The following is an 18,247-nucleotide window of genomic DNA, read 5'->3' as shown; positions in this document are numbered from 1 at the left end:
TTGCCAGGGACATCGCCCCCTGACCCCGCGCCGGGGTGCTTGAGGGCTCTCCTCCAACATTACCCAAACTTCACGCTTCACGAAGGCGTGAGCCGCTTGGACCCGGCCAGCCTGCTACCTATATCTGGTTGGAGAGAGAGGTTTGCGTTCGCTGCGTTTGTCCCCCTCCCCCCAGAGTAATGCAGCGAACCGCCCGTCATGCCATTTACAGTTCTCCCCCTACTGGTGGCATGGCGGGCATACTCTCTGATCTCTCCCGCCCGCAGATACCCGCAATCTGCCCGGGATCGCCCGCATCATCCGATAGCGCACCCACACCCTTGCTTTCACGGTAGTCTCTAGTAGACCGCCGCGCATGCTTACCATTTCAAATCTCGATTTTCAGGTCGAAGCGCGGCCCCTGTTTGAATCTGCCACGGCGCAGATCTCGGCCGGCTGGAAAGTCGGCCTTGTGGGCCGCAACGGCACGGGCAAATCCACCCTGCTGCGCCTGATCCGCGAGGATGTGGAAAACCCGCGCAATGACAGCGCCATCCGCTTGAATACCGGCGCCCGGCTCGGCTGGGTCGCGCAGGAGGTCGCCGCCACTGACGAGACCATTCTCGACGTCGTGCTGGCCGCTGACACAGAGCGCCACGCCCTGATGCAGGAATCCGAGACCGCGACCGACCCCGACCGCATCGGTGAAATCCATGAGCGCCTGCTCGACATTGATGCCTGGACCGCCGAAGCGCGCGCCGCCGAAGTGCTGAACGGCCTCGGCTTCACCACTGAAGACCTTGGCCGCGCCACGAAAGAATTCTCCGGCGGCTGGCGTATGCGCGCGGCGATTGCCGGTGTCCTGTTCTCCCAGCCGGATTTCCTGCTGCTCGATGAGCCGACCAACTATCTCGACCTTGAAGGCGCGGCCTGGCTCGAAACCTATATCAAGAAATATCCGTACACCGTCCTGATCGTCAGCCATGACCGCGAGCTGCTGAACCGCTGTGTCACGCACACAATGGCGCTGGAGCACCGCAAGCTCTCAATCACGCCGGGCGGCTATGATGACTGGCTGAAACTGCGCGCGGCCAAGCTCGCCCAGCTGGAATCCCAGAAAGCCAAACAGGACAAGGACCGCGAACACTTGCAGGCCTTCGTGGACAGGTTCCGCGCCAAGGCCTCCAAGGCTCGCCAGGCCCAGTCGCGCATCAAGATGCTGGAAAAGATGCAGGACATCTCCATCCCGGTGGGTGACCGCACGACGCCGTTCCACTTTGCCCCGCCAAAGGACAAGCTCGCCCCACCCATGCTGGAGCTGCGCAATGCCACCCTCGGCTACGGCGAGGACGCAGTCATCCTCGACAAGGTCAACCTTCGTCTGGACCCGGACGACCGCATCGCGATTGTCGGCGCAAACGGACAAGGCAAGACGACGCTGGTCAAATCCATCGGCGAACGCCTCTCGCTGATTGGCGGCGACCGGGTCGTGCCCAAGGCGGTCCGTATCGGTTACTTCTCGCAGGACCAGCTCGACGAACTCTCCGAAGGTGACAGCGTGCTGATGCACGTCCAGCGCATCATGCCGCCCGGCACACCGCCAGCGCGAGTCCGTGCAGCTGCCGCGGCGATGGGCTTCAGCCACGAGAAAGTGGAAACCAATGTCGAGAAGCTGTCGGGTGGCGAAAAGGTGCGCCTCCTGCTCGGCCTGATGTCATCGGCCGCGCCGCACATCCTGATCCTCGACGAGCCGACGTCCCACCTCGACATCGACAGCCGCGAAGCGCTGATCTACGCACTGAACGAATTCCCCGGCGCGGTCCTGCTCATCACCCACGATGTCTACCTTGCCGAGGCCACGGCCGACCGGCTCTGGCTGGTCAATAATGGCCGCGCCGCGCCCTATGATGGCGACCTTGCCGACTATCGCGCCCTCGTCATGAAGGCCGACCGCGACGACACCAAGGGGGCCAAGCCTGCCAAACAGGCCAAGCCGGCTGCTCCGAAGGAGATCACTCCCGAAGAGAAGAAGCGCCTCAGCGCCCTCAAGAAAACAGCCCGCGACGCCGAAGACCGGCTCGAAAAGGCGAACACCGCCATTGCGAAGATCGACGCCAAGCTCGCCAGCGGCACACCTCCTGCGGACGAACTGGAAAAGCTCCTGAAAGACCGCGCAAAGCATGCCAGCGCAGCCGAAACCGCCGAAACCGAATGGATGGACGCTGCGGAAGAGCTTGAATTGGCGAGCTCATAAGGGACGGCCTCCTGAGTACGCGACCTGCAACAGCCGCATCAGTACCAGATATGACCGGCACGCAAAATACGCCGCCCTCTGACTATTTTTATTTGATTACGGACCGTCTTTTGCTTGCCTCGGACGTTAACCAACATTAACCTGTTGTCGTGGTGGCGGTGGGGCCACTGACGAGCGCGCAGGCGCTCTTTCGTCTTGGAGACAGATAATGAACATCAAGGGACTACTTTTGTCAGCAGCGCTGACGGCTTTCGCGACTCCGGCACTGGCGCAATTGAACGCATACGAAGATTATACGATCAGCGATACCGTGTGGGAGATCGCGACAATCAAGGTCGATTCCAATATGGGGGACTATTACCTCGAAGGCATCAAATCCACATGGGTTGAATCCAATGACGTGGCCAAATCACTCGGCCATATTGAAGACTACACCATCATGGTCAGCGCCATGCCGGACAGTGGACACTTCAACATCCTCCTCGGCGTGAAGTATGCGAGCATGGCAGATATCGGCCCTTCCAGGGAAAAATATGATGCGTTCATGGCGGCCTGGGGTGAAGCCAATCAGGATAGTTCACGCGAGACATCGAAGACATATCCCGAACTCCGCAAGATTACGGGTCAATATCTGATGCATGAACTCACCATGCTGGACTCCAGCAGCGAGTAAATCCTGGTCTGAGGCCCGCTTGTCTTTCGGCAGCCGGGCCTCACCTGTCACAAAATCCACCCCTGTCTCGTCTGACTCCTGAAACAGGGAGTTATGAACATGTGGAGACTGTGCCTGATCGCCATTGCGGCGTTTCATTTTGCCAATGGACTGGTCATGTGGTTTGCGCCGCATTTCTGGTACGAAGCCGTCCCCGGCGTTGCGATGATGGGGCCATTCAACCTCCACTTTATCCGCGACATCGCGCTGGTTTTCGGCATGAGCGCCGGGGCGCTCGCCTATGGCGCCTATGCGCGTAACCGGGCCGCCGCCATCATCGGCGCGACATGGCCGGCCCTGCATGCGCTCTTCCATATCTGGATCTGGATCAGCCGCGGCTTTCCGCTTGATCATGTCGCTTCCTCCAATCTTACCGCCATTCAGCTGCCGGCCTGGCTCGCCCTCGCCGCCGCGCTCAATTTTGCCCGCAAGGAGACCGCCCGATGATCCGCAAACTCTTCCATGCTCAGGCGCGCAAGATGCAGCGCGCTTTCCACTATGACACCAGCTATATGCACGAGATCATCGACATCTCGCCCGTCGCGGCCTGGGGCCTGTCCCGCTTGCCCGCCTTCTACAAATATCGCGGCGCGCCCGCCGGACAAATCCCGTGGACCGGCGCATTGCTCGCCTCCACGCTTGACGGCGATTGCGGGCCTTGCGCCCAACTGGTCGTCGACATGGCGCTGGCGGGGGGGGCAGATGCTGACGCCCTGCAGGCCTGCGCCGAAGGCCGCCCGCTGGAGGCTGGCGCGATGGGGCTCGGCTACCGCTTTGCCAAGGCCGCCATATCTGGTGATCCGGTGGCGGATGATCTGCGCGGCGAGATCATCTCCGAATTCGGGGAGCAGGCCGCCCTCTCCTGTGCCTTCGCCGCCGCCTCCGGCCGGATCTATCCCGTGCTCAAGCGCGGCATGGGCCATGGCAAGGCCTGCCAGAGGCTGGACTTTGCCGGCAAAGAAGTGATCCTCCCCGCATGAGCGCCGACACCGCCATCTTCGAGGCCGAACGCCCCGGCCTGACTGCCCTGTGCTATCGCATGCTGGGCGAGCGGGCCGGCGCCGAAGATGCCGTGCAGGACACATGGCTGCGCTGGCAGCGGTCTGACCGCACAGCCATCGAAAACCCCCGCGCCTGGCTGCGCCGCACCGCCGCCCGCATCGCTATTGACGCGCTGCGCTCGGCCCGTGCCCGCCGGGAAACCTATCCCGGCCCGTGGCTGCCCGAACCCATTGTCGAGTCTCCCTCGCTTGGCGTCGAGGAGAAATTCGCCCTCGCCCAGGAATGCGAGCTCGCCTTGCTGTGGGCGATGGAGCGTTTGTCGGAAACCGAGCGCGCCGCCTTCATCCTGCGTGAAGCCTTCGACGCCGGCTATGACGAAATTGCCGCCGTCACAGGCAAGTCCGAAGCCGCCTGCCGCCAACTGGTCAGCCGCGCCCACAAACGCCTGCAGGAGAGCGGCCCGCGCTTTGACGCCGCCCCGTCTGAAGTCGCGGACCTCCTCCAGCGCTTCATGGCCGCCGCCGCTGCACAGGACCATGCCGCCGTGCTCGGCCTGCTCGCGCCAGAGGCCACCGCCTACACCGATGGCGGCCGCAAGGCCCGCGCCGCACTACGTCCGCTGCGCGGACCGGCTGACATTGTTCAGGTCTTGATGGCCGTGATGATGAAGGATGCCAAGTCTGACGCTACATGGACCATGGAGCCCGCTCTTGCGAATGGCGCCCCGGCGCTCCTCCGCAGACTGAACGGAAAGGTCGATCTCGTCCTCACCCTCGCCCCGGACACAACCGGCCGCATCGCCTGGCTCTACGCCATGCGCAACCCGGATAAACTGCCCGCTAATTGAGGCCGAGCGCCGAGATGTTCACGCCTTGCGCGGCGAGGCCGCCCAGTACGTTTTCCTGTGTGCGCTCCAGATTATGATTGCGGGCGCTGTCGCGCAGGGCCGTCAGATCCGCTTTATTCAGCCAGACTCCGGCTCGGATCAGGGCCTCAGGCGAGTGCAGGCAGGATATGTCCGCCAGCGGATCACAGGCATAAAGCACCAGATCCGCCGCGCAGCCTTCAAGCGCGCAGCCGTCCAGACCTTTGCGTTCCAACACCTGAGCGGGCGCATCCGTCGCCGCCTTCAGCGCGTCAAACGGCGTCAGCCCCGCCGCCACCATCAGCTCCAATTCCTCGACCAGCGACAGGCCCGGCACATTGGTGAAGATCCCGGCATCGCTGCCTGCGACCAGCGTGACGCCCGCCGTGTGCAGCCATCTGGTCATGCGCAGGTGAAACGCATCCCGCTCTGCGGTGGGCCCTGTCGGTGCGCCTGACCAGTATTCGTACATGTCCGTTTCAGTGGCCTGCACCAACGGATTCAACAGGTCCGTCTCCGGACGGGTCAGCGCCGCGCCTTGCGTGTCTGCCACACGCCAGAGATTGTGAAAGGCCAGCAGCGTCGGCGTGACCGGCACGCCAGCCTCGGCGATCTGACCGGCCAGCGCCTGCGCGGCAACCGCATCTTCCCGATCGCTCAACCCATGCCAGACAAGCGACTCCACATGCTCGATCGTCTCGAACCCATCATTCAGCACCTCATCGAACGCAATGTCGAACGGCGCTTCAAATGGCACGCCCGGCCCGCGCACGCCTTCCGGCGTATGGCCCGTCACGATCATCCCCCGCGCCTCCGCCTCTTGCAGCACCGCGTCATAGGCTTCACGGGGCAAATTCGAATACACCTTCAACCGGGTGAAGCCCTGCTCGGCCTGCCACGCTACCGCGGCGCGCGCCTCCTCCTCGGTCTCGACCAATTGGTGGTTCACCTGCGCATTCGGGCCGGCGCTGTTGAGGATCGGCCCGGTGGTGACCAGGTGCGGCCCAAGCACACTCCCCGCCTCAATCTGTTCGGCCAAGGTCAGGTGAAAGGGCAGGCCCGACATGTTGCGCACCCGCGTCACGCCCCAGGAGAGATACGCGCCCAGCTCCGCCTCATCCCAGATATGGACATGCATGTCCGTCAGGCCGGGGATCATGGTTAGCCCGCTGGCATCCTGCTCAGTGGCCGCAATCAGGCCCTCCCGCGTATCCGCCACGGCGATAATCGCGCCCTCATCCACCAGCACGAATACATCTTCGCGTACGTCTGGCGCCTCGCCCGAAAAGTCGACCACTCTTACATGTGAGATCAGCAGATCGCCGTCCAGCGTCGGGGTGGCGGGCTGGGTGGCACAGGCCGTCAACAGTGCGCCAAACACCAAGCTTGCCCGGCCTGCCCATTTGCGCGCGTTTGATCGGAACATCTCGGACACAGATTTGCGCATGATCCGGGCTCCAATCTCCTACTTCAGGGCGCGCCAGCCAATGTCGCGGCGGCAGAAGCCTTCCGGCCAGTCGATGGCATCGACGCCAGCATAGGCCCGTGTGACAGCTTCCTGCAAATCGTCACCGCTCGCCGTCACGGCCAGCACGCGCCCGCCATTGGCCACCAGTGCGCCGCCCTCGTCCATGTCCGTGCCCGCCTGGAACACGGTCACGCCGGGCAAGTCATTGGCAGACTTCACGCCGCGAATGACAGAGCCCTTGGCGTAGCTGCCCGGATAACCTTCCGTGGCCAGAACAATCGTCGCCGTCGGTTCGAACCGGTCCAGCTCCAGCAGCGCCTCAAACGCTTCTTCATTGCCCTCAAGGCCGCCCGTCGCCGCACCAAGGATCGCCGGCACGATATCGCCCGCGAGGCCCTTCATCAGAACCTGGCATTCGGGGTCACCGAAGCGCGCATTGAACTCAACCACTTTCGGCCCGTCCGTTGTCACCATGATGCCGACATAGAGCACACCCTGATACGGCATGCCGTCCGCCTTCATGCCTTTCAGCATGGGCTGGACGATCTCGGCCTTCACGCGGGCAAGAATCTCATCCGTTACGACCGGCGCCGGCGCATAGGCGCCCATGCCGCCTGTATTCGGCCCGGTATCGCCATCGCCCGCGCGCTTGTGGTCCTGTGCGGCAGGCAGATAGATCGCCCCCGTGCCGTCGGTGATGACGAAAATGCTGGCTTCCTCGCCATGCATGAATTCCTCGATCACCAGCGTGGCGGAGGCATCGCCGAACTTGCCCGAAAGCATCTCGTCGATCTCGGCATCGGCCTGGTCCAGCGTCTCGGCAATCACGACGCCCTTGCCGGCGGCGAGGCCATCGGCCTTCAACACATAAGGCGCTTCCAGCGTCCGCAGATAGGATTTCGCCAGCACCGGATCGGTGAACTCGCCATAGGCCGCGGTCGGCACGCCATATTGCACCATGCGCGCCTTGGAGAAGGCTTTCGAGCTTTCCAGCTGCGCCGCCTGCTGGCTCGGCCCGAACACGTCAAAGCCGCGCGCCCGCAAGATGTCCGACAGGCCCTCGGCCAGCGGCGCTTCCGGCCCGATCACGATCAGGTCCGGCTCGACCTGCAGGGTCAGCTGCACCAGTTTCTGAATGTCGGTGACGGCCACGTCAAAACACGGGCCTTCCTCATCCATGCCGGGATTGCCCGGAGTCGAATGCACCATGTCCACCAATGGCGACTGCGCCATTTTCCACGCCAGGGCATGTTCACGCCCGCCCGATCCGATCAGAAGTATGTTCATGACTGCGCTCAATGCGCAGGTTGGCGGCGGGAATCAAGCCCTCAGCGGCGGCCAGCGCTCAGGCGGACCGCCATCTGCGCCGCTGCTGACGGCGCACCACGGGGTCGCGGCGTGTGCGGATGCCGCGGCTCAAGCGGATCAGCGCCTCCAGGCGACGCCAGAACCGGACCCGCTCCAAAACCGGATTGGTCCAATCCGTCAACGTACAGAAATTCACATTCTTCAACGCCCGATGGTGCGCGGCATGGTGCAAAGGTGACTGAACCACGCCGGCGCGCTGCAGGCGGCGTACCCAGCCCGGCAACTCGCTCGGGCGCGCATGGGCGGCCGCGTGCACTTCATTCGAAACAAATATGCCAAGTGCGAGTGCGGCCGTGAACGCAATTGGCGCGCCGATCAGCAGGGCAGCAGTTCCAACCGCCACAGCAAAGCCAAACATGCGCCCGCTGCGCGCCAAGACGCCTTTGGAGAGGAAGCCCCGTGGCTTGCGATGGTGCCGGATCGTGTCGCGGACAATCGGTCCCACCAATGGCCAACGCGGTGAGCCGTACCGATCCTGCGCCCAATGGATCACGCCGCTGCCAAGATCGGCGACCAGCCAGCCCGCGACGAACTGTGCGGCTATACATGCAATCACTATCAGCCATCCGGCCAGCCCCTCCCACGGCGCAAGCGACATCACTGTGTTCAATATATCAGGAAAATACAAAACAGCGCTCCAAGTTTGTGATCACTCACTTCTCTCGCAAGAAATGGCCCGCCTTTCAAGCGGGAAACGATGAATTCCCTTGGGGCAAGCAGAGGAGCGGTACGCCCCTATCCCCGTCACAAAGCTGGACGGCTTCCAAATTTCGGCATCTTTTCAATGATATAGATATTCGAGATCGCTCTATCGGCCGACCCACTTCGTCGTACTGCCGAAGAGGCGACGCTAAAGGCATGAAATCGCCATTTCCCCTCGCCGTTCACAGCCTCACCCGTTTCTGGTGGGATGCCGCCGATTATCTCGCGTCAGTGGCCCAGAAGCGGCTGGGACTCTGGCCGGTGCCCGCCAAACCCTTCCTGCCGCGCGCAGAGCTTGAGGAACTGGCCGGGCGCGTAAGCTTCCTCGAAGCCATCCTGAGACGCCTGTTCTGCCTTGCGGCGCTTGAGCTCGGCCCCCTGCCGCCCCCCACCGCGACGGCCCGGGTGGAGCCGGATACCGCAAAGCCCACCTCCCGCGCCGGCACCGCTCATGCCTCTGAACCGGTACGCCCTTTCACCCGTCGCGCCATTCCCCGCTTCCGCCTCATCGAAGCGACGAAAGCTACCCCTGCCACACCGCCAAGAGCTCGGTTTCGTACCGGTCCCCGCATCCGGTTCCTTGACGAAGAGACGCCCGTAGACTTGCGGGATTATCCTGCAAGCCCAACTGACATTTTACCGGCCGGAAAGCTCGTGCGACGCTTGCTGGCTGTTAACCACGCGCTGGATCACGCGGCCGACTACGTCGCCAGAATGCGCCAGATAATGGCGTCGGCCAGCCCGGTGCTGAAGCGTGCTGTGCCGCCCGTCTTCAAGACGCGAAAACTGAGGCATTTACAACAGGATAGCGCCTGCCAATTGCACGCGGCCACTTGGGATTTCCTGTCGCCGGACACGTCGTGAAATTTGCTGAAAACATGAGCTTTCCCGCGCGGTGCCACAAGGCATTCGCGGCGCTGGTCGTGGTTAAGCAAACCTTTCCGTCAGCGGAGAAATCCTGACCCCTGATTTTACCGAGAAGTTATCCAGTTCTGGCAATGTGCAAACCAGAACCTTTGGGCCAGGTGCGGCCAAAACCGGGGTGGGTAATGATGACGAACACGAATTTGATCAAGAGGACTGTCGAAACAATTCGCCGGTTCAAGGACGAAACACAGGGCAACATCGCGATCATTTTCGCGCTGATGACCATTCCGCTCTTCCTTCTCATGGGCTTTGCGATTGACCTGCAACAGGTCAACACCGCAAAAAACCGCGTCCAGTTCATTCTGGACAGCGCGGTTATCGCGGGTGCCCGCGAAATGCAGGAAGGCAAGAACGACACCGAAATCAAGACGTACATCGAGAACTATTTCAAATCGGCAATGAAGGCCCAGGGCAAAGGCACCGATTGTGCCGAACCCGTTGCGTCTATTGCCGCCGAGTCTCAGGATCTTTCGGTGAAGGTGCGCTGTGCGCAGCCGACATCGATCATGCAGATGACCGGCACGAAGGAATTGAACTTCTCCGTCACCTCCGCTTCGACCTACGGTATCGGTAAAGTCGACATCGCTTTCGTGTTCGATATCTCCGGGTCGATGGGCGGCACCAAGATGTCCGCTCTGAAAAGCGCGGCCGACACGGCGATCAATGTACTCGTGCCCGCAGACGATGACGGTACGACCGGCGAAGTCCGTATCGGAATGGCCTCCTATTCCTCCATGGTGGACGCAGGCGAGGACTATTTCTTCAAGGCAACCGGACAATTGCCAATTCGCACATACACCTTCTCGTACGATGAAACCTACGAGTCTGGCGGCGACTGGGAAGAAGTCTGCAAATGGAAAAAGAAAAGAGGAAGATGGTATTGGACCTGTGACGATGAGTGGGTGCCTAACTACGCCACCCGTACAGTCACCGAAACCAAGACGATCAACAATACTTGCGTCAAGGAACGTGTGGGTGACGAGCAATTCACCGACGAAGACCCAGGTCCATTCCAGTGGATCGAAGCCGCCGAAGCGTATGGCAGCGTCAACTGGAGAGGCGATGTCAGCTGGTACACAGAATCCTGCAACCCGATCGGTCCACTGCCCATGACCAGCAATCGCGACAAGCTGTTCGATTATATTGATGGCCTTAACGCCAGCGGCGGTACGGCTGGTCACCTCGGCATCGCCTGGGGCTGGTATCTGATTGCACCGGATTGGGATGTCGTCTGGCCCGCCGGCTCTGACCCATATCCCTATGATGAGCCGGATTCGGCCAAGGCCATGATCATCATGACCGATGGTGAGTTCAACCAGGAATACGACACGTCCAACGGTGACTCCTTCGACCAGGCTGAAACGATGTGTGACGCCATCAAGGATCAGGGCATCAAAGTCTACACCGTCGCCTTCCAGGCCCCGCCTTCGGGTCAGGCCATCCTCAATTATTGCGCGTCGGGCGACGACTTTGCGTTTACCCCGGAAAGCTCCGAGGAACTGACCGAAGCCTATACCAAGATCGCCCAGTCCATTTCGGACCTGCGCATCCGGTATTGATCTCTCACTCTGGCAGCGGTGCGGGCGCATCGCTGCCAGTTTCTTCATCCAGATTTTTTTCTTACATTACAATGTAATGACCCGAGGATCACAAGGGCACGCCCTTCCTGGGCGGGCGGCTCGACCGCCTGATCTGGGTTATGGACAAATGCCTCTGATTCACAGTAAAAAAGATGTTGATAACAGCGCATTGGGCGTTGGACATTTTTTTCGGGAGCCCCGTCATGAAGCGGGATCGTCTGTCTAGCGCTCCCTCTCCGGTTGCGCCTGCCCCTGCCCCTGCCTTGTCAGCAGCGGAGAGCTCTTGGCTTAGCGCCATCATCACATCGTCATCCGATGCGATCATTTCAAAAAACCTGGACGGTATCATTGCCAGCTGGAACCCTGCCGCCGAGCGCGTGTTCGGTTACACACCTCAGGAGATCATAGGCCAGTCGATCCGCGTATTGATCCCGGAAGATCGCCAGAGTGAAGAGGATGAAATCCTCGCTACAATCCAGGCCGGCCGCACCGTGGCGGATTTCGAGACAATCCGTCTTCACAAGGACGGCACCGCAATCCCCATCATGGTCACGGTCTCTCCCGTTCATGATAAAAGCGGCACGATTGTTGGCGCCTCGAAAATCGTGCGTGACATCTCTCGCGAGCACGAAAATCAAGAACGCCTCCGCCAGAGCGAAGCCCAGTTCAAGGCGCTCGCAGACAACATCCCTCAGCTGGCTTGGATGTCGGACCCTGAAGGTCACATCTTCTGGTACAACAAGCGCTGGTATGAATATACCGGGGCCGACGAAGAAACGACACGCGGACATGGCTGGCGCTCCGTGCACCATCCCGAACATGAAGCGCGCGCCACCGAACATTTCCTGAATTCGCTGAAGACCGGACAAGTCTGGGAAGACACATTCCCCCTGCGCGGCAAGAATGGAAAATTCCGCTGGTTCCTGTCTCGCGCGCTGCCCATCCACGACAAGGATGGCCAGATCGAGATGTGGTTCGGCACCAATACCGACGTGACCGAACAGAAACAACGCGAGGAGCAGATCCAGCTTCTTCTGGGCGAGGTAAACCACCGCGCCAAGAACATGTTGACCCTTGTTCAGGCGATTGCGCGCCAGACCATGGCCAGCGGCGACAATTTCATGGATCGCTTTGCTGAGCGTATGCGCTCGCTGGCCTCCAGTCAGGACTTGCTGGTCAGTTCCGGCTGGCGCGGCGCGCGGGTCGAAGACATCATGAATTCCCAGCTTGCGCACCTGGAAGACTTCATCGGCACCCGGATCAAGCTGGAAGGCCCTCATGTTCGCCTGACTTCCGCAGCGGCGCAGTCGCTCGGCATGGCTCTCCACGAGCTTGCCACCAATGCTGGCAAGTATGGCGCCTTGTCCAATGATACCGGCCAAGTCGATATTCGTTGGAACATCCGTCAGGAAGAAGGTACGAACCGATTTGAAATCAGCTGGACGGAAAGCGGCGGCCCACCCGTCATTGCCCCCGACCGGCGCGGCTTCGGCTCGACGGTCATCGAGCGGATGACGCGCATCGCCTTTGGATATCCAGTCAAGCTAGACTTTGCCCCTGAAGGCTTGCACTGGCACCTCATCAGCGTTGATGAGCGCGTTTTCGAAGCCGACTTCGTGGCAGAAGTGAAAGACTCGTCTGTAGACCTGTCCCGTTCTCCCCGTTCGCCTGCGACGGCTCAATCATCCACTGCCGGACGACGCGTACTCGTCGTCGAAGATGAAGCAATCATCGCCATCGACATGGCAGCCGCCCTGGAAGATGCCGGTTTCTGCGTGGTCGGTCCGGTGGGATCTGTTTACGAGGCGATGAAACTCCTGGACGAGCAAGTGTGCGATTGCGCCGTTCTGGACATCAACCTTGCAGGCGAAACCTCAGCGCCCCTGGCAAGTCGCCTGCTCACAAGCGAAATTCCTTTTGTGACCGTGTCTGGCAACACACAAGAATCGATAACTGAAGAATTCAGTCAGTCACCTTTCCTGTCAAAACCAATTGTGACGAGCAAGCTGTTGTCGAAACTGTCGACAATCCTGCGCGAGCCTGACCACGTGGTCAGTTAAGAAAAATCACATCACGAAAGAATCGAATTCCGTTTTCAGCAGAGGCGCTTCAACGGTTATCTGAAGGCCGTCCTCCGTGATCGTGCGAGTTGAAACCAACTTTGGAAACATATCGAACAACCGCGTTCCGAAGCCCACCCGTTTCGGGGGCTGAATGCCGGGGACGCCGGTTTCGGTCCACGTAACATACAACGTATCGCCCTTCAGGGTCCACTCTACGGTCAGATGCCCGGTCGGCGTGCTGAAGCAACCGAACTTTCGCGCATTCGCCGCCAGTTCGTGCACGATCAGTGCCGCGTCCTTGCTGCCTTTCACCGACAGGATCGTATCGTTGCCTTTCAGCGTGTAGCGTTCGCTGCCCCGGCCCAGCATCCCGTCGAGTTCCTCGATCATGATCTTGCGCAGGCTGAGACCCGTCCAGTCATTTCGGGTGAGGTTGGAATAGACCCGGCTCATGGAGACAAGCCGCTCATTGAAGTCATCGACAAATGTGTCGACGCTTTCAGCGCTCTCTCCTGAAATACGGGAGGTCGCCATGATGACGGAAAACATGTTCCGGATCCGGTGAGCCAGTTCATTTTGCATGAAGTCATTCTGGCGCTGCAACTCCATTTGGGCGGTAATGTCCTCGGCCCGCTGGATCATGTGGGTCACGACACCATCATCATTCCGGTAGGGGTCCTGAACGGCCTGCCACATTCTGGTTTGAACCGTGCCATCCGGCTGTTTCAAGTCGTAGGGCTGTGCTTCCAAACGGGTCTGCACGCCCTCAAACACCCGACGAAACTTCGCCTCTACGGGATCTTGACGTTCTTCGACATCCGGGAAAATCTCAAAGATGTATTTCTGCCGAATACTTGCCCATTCCGTATTGGTCGCAGTCAAATATGCCTTGTTCGCATACACAAAGCACAGGTCCCGATCGAGCACCATCAACGGAACCGTCCACCTGTCAGCGACCTCACGGAAACTCAAATCTCCGGTGATTTCCTGCGTCTGGGAATCCTGATCCATGACATCCTCACTGGACTGCGTAGAAGGTCTGCACCCTCGCGCACTTCCGTTAACCTTGAATGACCAAATAGGGCCAATGTCAGCGCACTTGCCCTTGCCGCTGCGAGGTTTATGACTGTCGGAATGCCTTCTGAATCGCCCCCCTCCAATGATGTCGCCCTGTCCGTATCTGATCTCGCCGCAAGCCTGAAACGGACTGTGGAGACCAATTACGATCATGTCGTCGTGCGCGGTGAGCTCGGCCGGGTCACAATTGCGCGTTCCGGCCACATGTATTGTGACCTGAAGGATGAACGGGCAGTCCTGAACACTGTAATGTGGAAAGGCCAAGTGAGCCGCCTGCCCTTCAAGCCCGAAGAAGGACTTGAAGTCATCGCTACTGGCCGACTCTCCATTTATGAGGGGCGCTCAAATTACCAGATGATCGCCGCCTCCATGCGCCCGGCTGGCGCGGGGGCGCTCATGGCGCTGCTGGAGGAGCGGAAGAAGAAATTCGCTGCCGAAGGCCTGTTTGCCCCGGAACACAAGAAGCCTTTGCCCTACCTGCCTCGCACAATCGGCGTGGTCACCAGCCCGACCGGCGCAGTCATCCGGGATATTCTGCACCGCATCGGGGACCGCTTCCCGGTTCGCGTCATCGTCTGGCCGGCGCTGGTTCAGGGCGACAACGCCGCAGGCCAGATCACAGCGGGAATCCAGGGCTTCAACGCCATGACTGGCGCCGACCGACCCGACGTGCTGATCGTTGCGCGCGGCGGGGGCTCGATCGAGGACCTCTGGCCGTTCAACGAGGAAAATGTCGTCCGCGCGGCCTTCAACAGTGAGATCCCGCTGATCTCTGCCGTCGGTCACGAGACCGACACGACCCTGATCGACTATGTATCTGATGCACGCGCGCCCACTCCGACCGGCGCGGCAGAAATCGCGGTACCGGTTCGCTCCGAGCTGCTGCTGACAACCGGCGAACAGGGTGAACGCCTCAAGCGCGCCTTGGCCCGCCGCACCGGGCAGGCCAGGGACAAGCTGGCTGCGGCACGCCTACCCCGACCAGAAGCCTTGCTTCAACCCAAACGCCAACGCCTGGACTATGCCAGCGCCAGCTTGCCCAAGGCCGCGCTCGCCCTCGTCCAGACGGCCCGCCTTCGGCTGTCTCGGCTCGCGATTAGTCCGGCCAGCCTGAAATCGGACATACGCGCGTCGAAACAGCGCCTGCGCGACACAGCTGTTCGCGCCCGCCCGGCACTGACCCGGTTGATCGAAACCCGACGCACCGCCCTCGCCTCTCAGGGAAAGTTGCTTGAGACCCTGTCGTACCAGTCCACACTGAAGCGCGGTTACACTATTGTGCGCGACACGAACGGAAACCTGATCCGTTCGGCCAGTTCTGCTGCGGCGAGCGACGCTTTCAAGATCAGCTTTGGCGATGGTGACGTAATCGCTCACCCGGATGGATCCAGCCCCCCAACGGCCGCAAAGCCTGCCAAAGCGAAGCCCAAGGGCGATCAAGGCTCCCTGTTCTAGCTTTCCGGCGCTGAGTGCCTCCTCACAACTTCCGCGGTGATTCCCTCACTGCGCTGCCAGATTGTTAAGCAAACGTGCACGGTGTGACAAAATGGCTTCACTTGATCGCCTGCGCCATAGTTGGAAATTGTTCATCCGTATACCTCTTGCACGTATCAACAATCTAACTTTCCAGAAGTTTTCGTGACAATCTCGTTGAATTTATCGCGCTCCGCGCGAACGCCTGTTCTGCAGTATTTGCTGTAGCAAAACTTTCATTTGAGCCCATTCACCCTGCTGAGTACCCAGCGCGCGACAGCGCACGGGGCGCCTTCACAATGGGTTCAATCATGAAACATGCATACCTTTCCGCGACGGCCGTGGCCGCGCTCAGCCTTTCCGGGCAATTGTCCGCTCACGCACAGGAATCGGGAGCCGAACAGACTCGCCACCTACAGGTCGTCACCGTCACCACACAAAAGCAGCAGCAATCCTTGATTGATGTGCCAATTAACGTCTCGGTCGCCGACCAGGACTTGATCGACCTGCTGGCCGCAGACGACTTCGAAGATCTCGGAAACTTTGTTCCGGGCTTGCAGGTTCAGGCCCAGAGCCTCAACGCGCCGAGCTATTCCTTGCGCGGCGTCGTCTCAGATGGCGGCACGCCTCGCGTTGCCATGTTCCAGAACGGTGTTGCCATCGGTAATGTGTCGTTCGCCACCAACCTTGCCATTTATGACATGGAACGGGTCGAAATCGTCAAAGGCCCACAAGCGACCCTGTTCGGCCAGGGCGCCCTGGTCGGCGGTGTGAACTTCATCCAGAACCGCGCCTCTCTTGACGGAAATTCCGGCAAGGTCAGCCTCGAAGGTGGCGATTACAGCTCGGTGCGCGCGGAAGGCCACTACAACTACGTGCTCAGCGACACACTGGCGCTGCGCGTAGCTGGACAGGTCAAGAATATGGACGGCTATGTGCCGAACACAGCCAACTCACCCGACCTGATGGGTCAGGACACGCTGGCCTTGCGCTCCGCATTGCACTGGGAGCCGACCGAAAAGCTCCGCGCCGACCTGTTCGTCAACTATCAGGATGACGACTCCACCGGCACGCAGTTCACCTCCGGCTTCTTTGAGGTAAACGGGAAAGTCGACCCGTTCGGCGCCACCGCCATGAACGTCAATGACGATCAGGTCCGCGGCAAGCTCGGCAATGACCGCGAGCTGTTTTATGTCACCGCCAATGTGGAATACGATCTCAATGATGCCTGGTCGCTGACCTCGCTCACTGACTATCGCAACCTGTTCTCGAACGAAGCCTGGGATTCCGACGGCGCAGCCTTCAATCTTCTGCAATTCTACCAGGGGCGCCAAGCGAATACGTTCAGCCAGGAACTGCGCCTGAACTATGATGATGGTGGCAAACTGTCCGCCTTCTTCGGTGGCAATTACTTTACGGTCAGCGGCAAGGACGAATTGATCTTCTCAACCGACGAAGCCTACGCGCAGTCCCTGTTTGCGCCGTCTCTCGCTGCCGCTGTGGCCCCCGGCGCGTCTGTCGAGCAACTGGGTGCGCAACTGGCCTTTCTTGGCCTGCCCGGCGGTGAAAACCTCGGCAGCTTTGATACGCCGCTTCAGTATTCCATGCTCGCCTTCCTGCTGGGGGGCAGCATTGTTCCGCTCTATGACGAACACCTCGAGCAACAGGTCGCGACCTATGGACGTGACACGTATGATCTCTTCGGCGACGTGACCTATCAATTGACCGACCGGCTCGAAGTCACCGGTGGTCTTCGCTACACGCAAGAGGAATTGTCGGCCAGTACGCGCGCAGCGATCCTGAAGTCCAACCCATATCTTGGTGGCCTGAACGGCGTGACGATGGGCCCGAGCATGCTGCTCAGCGCAGCGACGTTGAATAACGAAGCCTTCGGGTCCGCTGATACGGATGGCGCTTTCACCTGGCGCCTGAACGCGGCCTACCGTGTCTCTGAAAACGTGAACGCCTGGGTTGCCTATGGTCGTGGCCGCCGCCCGGAAGTGCTGTCGGCCTCTGGCGCGGACTATAATGTCATAGACGCGGAAACGCTGGACAATATCGAGGCTGGCTTCTTTGGTCGCTTCTGGGACAACCGCTTCCAGATGACCAGCTCGGTCTATTATGGTGAGTACAAGGACTTCCAGACCACACGCTTCGACCCGATCCAGGGTATCTTCATCACCGAGAATTCGGGCAATGCCACCCAGTATGGCCTCGAATTCGATGGTCAGGCCCTGGTCACCGACAATATCCGCCTGCTCGGCACCTATGCCTACACGCATTCGGAATATGACGACGAAGATGACAATGGAAACCCGCTGCAGTTTGCCGGCAACAGCTTCCGCATCAGCCCGGAGCACAGCTTCTCCCTCGCAGCCGACATCACCATCCCGGCTGGCGAGCGCGGCGACTTCTCGATCGTACCGAGCTATGTCTGGAAAGATCATCACTATTTCGAAGATGACAATGGCTACGACTATGCGGCGGACGGCGCGGGCGGCTTTGCTCGTGTGCGTGAATCCTATCCGGACGGAACCTTTGTGGAAGAAGAGCAGGACGCCTATGGCGTCGCCAATCTCCGTCTCGGTTTTGACAGCGCAGATGACGCATGGGGCGTCTATGTTCTCGGCGAGAACATCTTCGATGAGGAATACCTGATCGACGTTGGCAATACCGGCGGTGCGTTCGGCCTGCACACGATCATCCGTGGCAAGCCGCAAATGTTGAAAGCTGGCGCCTACATCAAGTTCTAGGCGATTGACCCACCGGGGCGGACC

14 protein-coding genes are annotated in these 18,247 nt (G+C 60.3%); 10 read left to right on the top strand and 4 right to left on the bottom strand.

All coding sequences use genetic code 11. The features are described 5' to 3' along the window. The first annotated feature begins 355 nt into the window (after positions 1-355). The 5 genes from CFA77_RS06305 to sigJ all read left to right on the top strand — a co-directional run bounded on the left by CFA77_RS06305 (position 356) and on the right by sigJ (position 4,794). Complete coding sequence (locus tag CFA77_RS06305; RefSeq protein ID WP_206992728.1) at positions 356-2,233, top strand: ATP-binding cassette domain-containing protein; 1,878 nt, start codon at positions 356-358, stop codon at positions 2,231-2,233. 208 nt (positions 2,234-2,441) lie between these two features. Next, a complete protein-coding gene (locus CFA77_RS06300) occupies positions 2,442-2,906 on the top strand; it encodes a hypothetical protein (protein WP_206992727.1) in 465 nt (154 codons plus the stop codon). 93 nt (positions 2,907-2,999) lie between these two features. Further along, positions 3,000-3,392, top strand: coding sequence for a hypothetical protein (locus CFA77_RS06295; protein WP_206992726.1), 393 nt, complete (start codon positions 3,000-3,002; stop codon positions 3,390-3,392). Then, entirely contained in the window at positions 3,389-3,925 is a 537-nt protein-coding gene (locus CFA77_RS06290) for a hypothetical protein (RefSeq protein WP_206992725.1), read from the top strand. Before CFA77_RS06295 ends, CFA77_RS06290 begins: the two co-directional genes overlap by 4 nt. After that, the gene (gene sigJ / locus CFA77_RS06285) at positions 3,922-4,794 is read left to right on the top strand and encodes an RNA polymerase sigma factor SigJ (RefSeq protein ID WP_206992724.1); all 873 of its coding nucleotides are present in this window, start codon (positions 3,922-3,924) and stop codon (positions 4,792-4,794) included. Before CFA77_RS06290 ends, sigJ begins: the two co-directional genes overlap by 4 nt. Here sigJ and CFA77_RS06280 read toward each other — a convergent pair. Genes CFA77_RS06280 through CFA77_RS06270 form a run of 3 tightly spaced genes read right to left on the bottom strand, consistent with a single transcriptional unit; the run spans position 4,787 to position 8,246 of the window. Next, complete coding sequence (locus tag CFA77_RS06280) at positions 4,787-6,259, bottom strand: amidohydrolase family protein (RefSeq protein WP_206992723.1); 1,473 nt, start codon at positions 6,257-6,259, stop codon at positions 4,787-4,789. The two genes, sigJ and CFA77_RS06280, sit on opposite strands and share 8 nt — an antisense overlap. An 18-nt stretch (positions 6,260-6,277) precedes the next feature. Then, entirely contained in the window at positions 6,278-7,567 is a 1,290-nt protein-coding gene (purD, locus tag CFA77_RS06275; protein WP_206992722.1) for a phosphoribosylamine--glycine ligase, read from the bottom strand. A gap of 58 nt (positions 7,568-7,625) precedes the next feature. Continuing rightward, positions 7,626-8,246, bottom strand: a complete 621-nt coding sequence (locus CFA77_RS06270) for a fatty acid desaturase CarF family protein (RefSeq protein WP_206992721.1) — start codon at positions 8,244-8,246, stop codon at positions 7,626-7,628. 260 nt (positions 8,247-8,506) lie between these two features. On the opposite strand from CFA77_RS06270, the gene CFA77_RS06265 reads away from it, so the two are divergent. From CFA77_RS06265 to CFA77_RS06255, 3 genes are all read left to right on the top strand, one after another. After that, entirely contained in the window at positions 8,507-9,214 is a 708-nt protein-coding gene (locus tag CFA77_RS06265; protein ID WP_206992720.1) for a hypothetical protein, read from the top strand. A gap of 185 nt (positions 9,215-9,399) precedes the next feature. Next, on the top strand, positions 9,400-10,836 hold the full coding sequence (locus CFA77_RS06260) for a TadE/TadG family type IV pilus assembly protein (RefSeq protein WP_206992719.1): 1,437 nt from the start codon (positions 9,400-9,402) through the stop codon (positions 10,834-10,836). Positions 10,837-11,060: 224 nt separating this feature from the next. After that, complete coding sequence (locus tag CFA77_RS06255; protein ID WP_206992718.1) at positions 11,061-12,917, top strand: PAS domain S-box protein; 1,857 nt, start codon at positions 11,061-11,063, stop codon at positions 12,915-12,917. Positions 12,918-12,923: 6 nt separating this feature from the next. Here the strand turns inward: CFA77_RS06255 and CFA77_RS06250 are convergent, their stop codons facing one another. Continuing rightward, positions 12,924-13,931: a sensor histidine kinase gene (locus tag CFA77_RS06250; RefSeq protein ID WP_206992717.1), complete on the bottom strand. Its 1,008-nt coding sequence runs from the start codon at positions 13,929-13,931 to the stop codon at positions 12,924-12,926. Between the two features lie 123 nt (positions 13,932-14,054). On the opposite strand from CFA77_RS06250, the gene xseA reads away from it, so the two are divergent. Together xseA and CFA77_RS06240 are read left to right on the top strand one after the other, a co-directional pair. After that, positions 14,055-15,452 carry an exodeoxyribonuclease VII large subunit gene (gene xseA, locus CFA77_RS06245; RefSeq protein WP_242517505.1) on the top strand — a complete coding sequence of 466 codons (1,398 nt, stop codon included), beginning with the start codon at positions 14,055-14,057 and terminating at the stop codon, positions 15,450-15,452. A 329-nt stretch (positions 15,453-15,781) separates the two neighbouring features. After that, complete coding sequence (locus CFA77_RS06240) at positions 15,782-18,223, top strand: TonB-dependent receptor (RefSeq protein ID WP_206992715.1); 2,442 nt, start codon at positions 15,782-15,784, stop codon at positions 18,221-18,223. Positions 18,224-18,247: the final 24 nt, after the last annotated feature.

This window comes from Hyphomonas sp. KY3 (genome assembly GCF_017309975.1).
Classification (GTDB): Bacteria; Pseudomonadota; Alphaproteobacteria; order Caulobacterales; family Hyphomonadaceae; genus Hyphomonas.
Note: the sequence above shows the minus strand (reverse complement) of the source record. Positions and strands in the feature narration are given on the sequence as shown.

Bases quoted from the DNA above. Each gene is read 5' to 3' on its own strand.
- CFA77_RS06305 (WP_206992728.1), top strand. From the start codon at position 356: ATGCTTACCATTTCAAATCTCGATTTTCAGGTCGAAGCGCGGCCCCTG.
- CFA77_RS06300 (WP_206992727.1), top strand. From the start codon at position 2,442: ATGAACATCAAGGGACTACTTTTGTCAGCAGCGCTGACGGCTTTCGCG.
- CFA77_RS06295 (WP_206992726.1), top strand. From the start codon at position 3,000: ATGAACATGTGGAGACTGTGCCTGATCGCCATTGCGGCGTTTCATTTT.
- CFA77_RS06290 (WP_206992725.1), top strand. From the start codon at position 3,389: ATGATCCGCAAACTCTTCCATGCTCAGGCGCGCAAGATGCAGCGCGCT.
- sigJ (WP_206992724.1), top strand. From the start codon at position 3,922: ATGAGCGCCGACACCGCCATCTTCGAGGCCGAACGCCCCGGCCTGACT.
- CFA77_RS06280 (WP_206992723.1), bottom strand. From the start codon at position 6,259: ATGCGCAAATCTGTGTCCGAGATGTTCCGATCAAACGCGCGCAAATGG.
- purD (WP_206992722.1), bottom strand. From the start codon at position 7,567: ATGAACATACTTCTGATCGGATCGGGCGGGCGTGAACATGCCCTGGCG.
- CFA77_RS06270 (WP_206992721.1), bottom strand. From the start codon at position 8,246: ATGTCGCTTGCGCCGTGGGAGGGGCTGGCCGGATGGCTGATAGTGATT.
- CFA77_RS06265 (WP_206992720.1), top strand. From the start codon at position 8,507: ATGAAATCGCCATTTCCCCTCGCCGTTCACAGCCTCACCCGTTTCTGG.
- CFA77_RS06260 (WP_206992719.1), top strand. From the start codon at position 9,400: ATGATGACGAACACGAATTTGATCAAGAGGACTGTCGAAACAATTCGC.
- CFA77_RS06255 (WP_206992718.1), top strand. From the start codon at position 11,061: ATGAAGCGGGATCGTCTGTCTAGCGCTCCCTCTCCGGTTGCGCCTGCC.
- CFA77_RS06250 (WP_206992717.1), bottom strand. From the start codon at position 13,931: ATGGATCAGGATTCCCAGACGCAGGAAATCACCGGAGATTTGAGTTTC.
- xseA (WP_242517505.1), top strand. From the start codon at position 14,055: ATGCCTTCTGAATCGCCCCCCTCCAATGATGTCGCCCTGTCCGTATCT.
- CFA77_RS06240 (WP_206992715.1), top strand. From the start codon at position 15,782: ATGAAACATGCATACCTTTCCGCGACGGCCGTGGCCGCGCTCAGCCTT.